General features: G+C 66.9%; 3 protein-coding genes. 1 reads left to right on the forward strand and 2 read right to left on the reverse strand.

Features of this window, described 5'->3' with window-relative positions; genetic code table 11:
* Nucleotides 1-743 (forward strand): hypothetical protein (locus MJ783_RS17075; protein ID WP_239311463.1); only part of this gene is annotated, 743 nt, incomplete at its 5' end.
* A 74-nt stretch (nt 744-817) separates the two neighbouring features.
* Here MJ783_RS17075 and MJ783_RS17080 read toward each other — a convergent pair.
* Together MJ783_RS17080 and MJ783_RS17085 are read right to left on the reverse strand one after the other, a co-directional pair.
* Entirely contained in the window at nt 818-3,580 is a 2,763-nt protein-coding gene (locus MJ783_RS17080; protein ID WP_239311465.1) for a serine/threonine-protein kinase, read from the reverse strand.
* Nucleotides 3,581-3,998: 418 nt separating this feature from the next.
* A partial coding sequence (locus MJ783_RS17085) for a hypothetical protein (protein WP_370651661.1) occupies nt 3,999-4,429 on the reverse strand: 431 nt, incomplete at its 5' end.

Raw genomic sequence — 4,429 nt, forward strand, 5'->3', positions numbered from 1 at the left:
TGTTCGGCCTGTTCAGCCTGGCGGCGTGCGGCGGCGCGGGCGCAGGCCGGCAGGCCGCCGCTCGGGTCAGCCCGTCGGCCGGTGATTCGGCCAGTGCCGTACCCACCGCCACAGTCCGCCCCGTCGCGGTCATCCTGCATGCGTATGACTACCTGCTTACCGAAGGTCCTGAAACACGCGGCTTCGTCCGCGGCATATCTCCCAGCAGCTCTCCTGGCAGCCTGTCAACCCCGCAGATCTCCGAAACCAAGCTCGCGGCCTGCCTCGGCGTACCGGTCAGCCAGGTCCATAGCCATGCGACCGACCTGGCTGACGGCGCCTACTTCACGAGTAACGACGGGCTGACCACCATCGGCTCGGAGACGGAGATCACCTCAGCGGTCGATGTAGCCCGCGACGTGGACATCCTCTCCCGTCCACAGGCAGCGGCATGCCTTGGCCAAGCCTTCTTCCCGATGGTCCGGGAAGGGATATCGGCAGCCGGCGGGACCGCCACGCTCGACTCGGCACGCGCGCTGACCCCGCCTGCCGGTAGCGCGGGCGGGGTGCGCATGGTCATGACGGTGACCGGCGGTGGTAAACGTGTCCCAGTAACGCTCGACCTCATCTGCGTCATGTCCGGCCGCGTCGAAAGCAACATCGTGATCAGTCAGGTAGACGGCACGCCAGACCCGACAGTCGAACAGGACGCTGTCCGCCAGGTCGCCGGGAAAATCGCCCGACAGGCAGGGGTTCCCGCGTAAGAGCGCCCGAGGATAGGACTGTCCGGCTCGCGGCAACACCCAGCACAACGTACCCGCCGGCCACTAACGCGCCGTTAATGTAACGCTACGATACGCGATGGAAGTAGCGGCGGAAGTGGATTACCGAGACAGTCGGTCGTGCTCGGCTGCTGGCCGCTGATGACGTACTTGCACGGATATCCGTCAACGGCCTCCACATCCTGTTTGGATGCGCTCTTCGGGTCTGGAGACGCCGGCAGGTCCTTCTCATCGAGCTTGATCCGAATAACCGCCAGCCGTTTGGACTCCGCTACCTGGGATGCGCCGAAATCGACGCAGCCGGTCGCCCCCGGCCACGCGGTGGCCGTCGAGCTGGCTGTGTCGGCGCACTTCTCGTCCCCAGGGAAAGGCCCTCTCAGCAGCCCCCCGATGTCCTTCATGGTGGCGTCGCGCCGCTTCTTGACGATGTCAACGAACAGTTTCGCCGCATCATAGGCGAGACCGATCCGTTCATCCGGCCACAATGTCTCGGGAACCGGCATCCCGGTCGCCTTGTACATGTCGTCGAGTCTGGTGCAAAAATCCCGCAGAGACAGGCTCACGAACGCTCCGGCGCTGGCGGGAATCTGCCCCTGGAAACAGGCCTTGCCGGCGAGCAGCACGGACGCGCCTTTGGAGACGAACCGGAACACAGCCGTACTGGAATAACCCGCGGCCTGGACCACATAGCGCGACACCGAATCATCGCCGAGAACCAACTGGCCTGGGCCCAGGCAGGGCAGCATATTGTCCACGAACGCGGGAAAGTCGTCATAGCGGCCGGCGTAGAAAATCAGATCATCATTGGGATGCTGCGTCGCGCACTGCGCCCGGAACCAGTCGGCCGTGTTCCCGCCCGGCGCCCAGCCATGTGCGTCGTAGGCGAATCCGGTGGCGGGATCCGCCTGGGCCGCCCTGCGGACTTCATCCTGGATGTCGGCCACCAGGCTGGACAGGTAATAGTCGTCCGCCGGCGGCAGCCCCTGGCCGGTTGGGTCGTCGGACCCCTCCGGGTAGTACACGCTGATCCGCTTCTTCGCGTTCTTCCGCGCGTAGCTGGTGGCCAGCAGAGCCTGCCGCCGGTTGGACGGCACCATCTGGAAGTACGACAGTGGTGAGAAGCTCGGCATGCCATCCCCGGACAGGGTGGTGGCGACCACGGGCACGCCGACTCCTCCGAGGGTGGTGATGGCCCGGCCAGTCTCCGGATTGCTGCGGTCCATGCCGATGACGCCGAGCAGGTTCTCCTCGGGACGGGAGGCCAGCGACAGAAGGTGATCATTTGCCACCTCGTCGGCGTATGTCATGCCGTTGCCGCCGTTGGCGATGACGACACGCAGTGCCACTCTTGCCGGGTTCTCCGACGTGCTCGCACAGCCGCCGGGGGAGCCTTTCACCTGGTTCAGCGCCCGCTGCCAGGTCAGCAGCCCCTCAAGTTCCGCGACCTGCGCGGCTGTCCAGGAGCCATCGGTCTCCCCGGTGAGACCGGCGAAGTAGACCAACGTCACGAGCCGGTACCCGAGCTCCGCGGCCGTACGGTCGTGAAGGATCTTCGCGCACCGGTTCTGCTCGTAGATCTTTTCTTGCACGCTGCGCAGTTCAACGGCATGCGGCGACGTACCGCCGCTGGTGAACGTGTAACCGCCGTCACTGTAGCCGACGCACTGGCCGCCGACCCAGGACAGCGAGGCCGAGCCATCCGCCCGCGACCGGCAGTCAGCCGGGGTGCTGTCCCCGTTTACCTGAGCGATCGTTACACCGACCAGCGCGGCCGTGAGGATGAGCGCGAGCGGGCCGAGCACCCGCCGCCTCGCCCACGATTTCCAGCGGGGCGGCTCCGGGGGTGAGGACCCACCGGACGGGGGCGCTCCTGGGGGCAAGGAGTTACCCGATGGGGGCACGGTCGGCGGGAGTGACATCTGAGTGGCCAGCGATGGCTGGTCCGCGGCTGCGCGGATGTCGTCGTCAAGCCGGAGCGCGATACCGGAGCGGGTGGTCCACCTCGGGCCGTAGGCCTCGGCCGCGGCACGGGCAAGGTCAAGGGCGAAGGCATGCGCGGACGGCTGGCGTTCCGCCGGGTTTTTGGCCAGCATCCGCATGACGACGTCCGCCAGCGGTGCGGGCACCCCGGCCGGCGGCGGCGGGACGGTGTCGAGGTGGCGCTGCGCCAGCACATGTAATGGCAGTTTCCGGTCGAACGGCGGCGCACCGGCGAACAACTGGTAGAGCACGATCCCGAGGGCGTACAGGTCGGTGGCCGGGGTCAACCGGCCGCCCGTGATCTGTTCGGGAGCCATATAGGCCGCGGTCCCCACAACTCTGCTGGCAGTGGCCCCTGACCCGTCCACGATTTTCGCGATCCCGAAATCAGTGACCTTCAGCAGGCCGGTGACGTCGAACAATATGTTGTCCGGCTTGATGTCACGGTGCAGTACTTTCTGGCTGTGGGCGTAAGCCAGTGCCGCGGCCACCGCCAGGCCCACCGCGCAGGCGTCCTGCGGTGACATGTCCGCTGTCTGGCGGTGGGTCAGCGTCCCGCCAGCCAGCAGCTCCATGACGATCAGATGGAGATCGTCGGTTTCGACATAGTCGTAGACCTGAACGACATGAGGATGGTTCATCGCGGCGAGCAGCTGTGCCTCAGCGGCAAAATCTGCCGTTGCTCGGTCACGGGCCGCATCAAGGACCTTAATGGCCACGGGGCGGTTCAACCCGCGGTGCCGGCCGGCCAGCACCAGCCCGGAGCCGCCCGCGCCAAGCGTGGCGCCGAGGTCGTAGCCGGGGAGCGCATCGGCTACCTGAGCCTTGTCGACAATCATGATGAGAGGACTGCCACGCGTCGGAATCCGTGATTCATTGTCGCGAACCCACCCATCCCCCCGACACGATCCGTCAGCTTGGAGACTCCGGCAATAGGCCTGTCCGGCTCGCGCCGCCCAGGCGGCGCCTCGCGTCGTTGTCGTCGGTCAACGCCCAGCCCAGGGCGCCTCCCTCCGCCGCCTCGCGATCCATCCACCCGGACGCCGCTCCCTGATCGAACGCCCTATTGCCGGAGCCTCTACGTGGCATCCGGTACAGCATCGTTACATGACCCTAGCGCGACAGCCACTACCGGCCACCGGCTGGGAGCCTTGCCGGCCGGGAAACGGTTCCTGACCACGGTGCCCACGCATGGATGGCGCTGGCCATCGGCCACGCCCACCAACCACACTCAGTAGCCACGCTTGCCATCAGTGTTCAGCGTTCAGCGCCGCCGTCACGCCTGTACGCGACGCCACCGTTGTCAGTGGCGCGTCGAGCCGCTCCAGGGTTCGCGATCCATCGATCGGGCGCAAGACCACCGAGCCAGCGGTCGATCTCGGTCCGTCGCCAGACCCTCGTCCCGCCCCAGGTCGCCGTGCGGTTGACCACCGCCACTGGAACGGGCGCGCGAGGGTCGGTCCGCAACCGGTGGTCGACAGCCTGCCGGGTCACCCCGAGAGCAGCGGCGATGTCGGACGACCCCACGAACATCGGCAGCTCGGCCACGAACGCTGACGATAGCCCGCCTGTGCCCGTCAGAGACCATGATCGGACCACTCGTGGGCAAGCACCCGCCGCGCGGACGCGCTGCGCACGGATCAGGCCGCCTGCCTCCAGGACGGCTGTCCATCGGACGGTCCGACCAG

This window comes from Protofrankia sp. Cj3 (genome assembly GCF_917627355.1).
Taxonomy (GTDB): domain Bacteria; phylum Actinomycetota; class Actinomycetes; order Frankiales; family Frankiaceae; genus Protofrankia.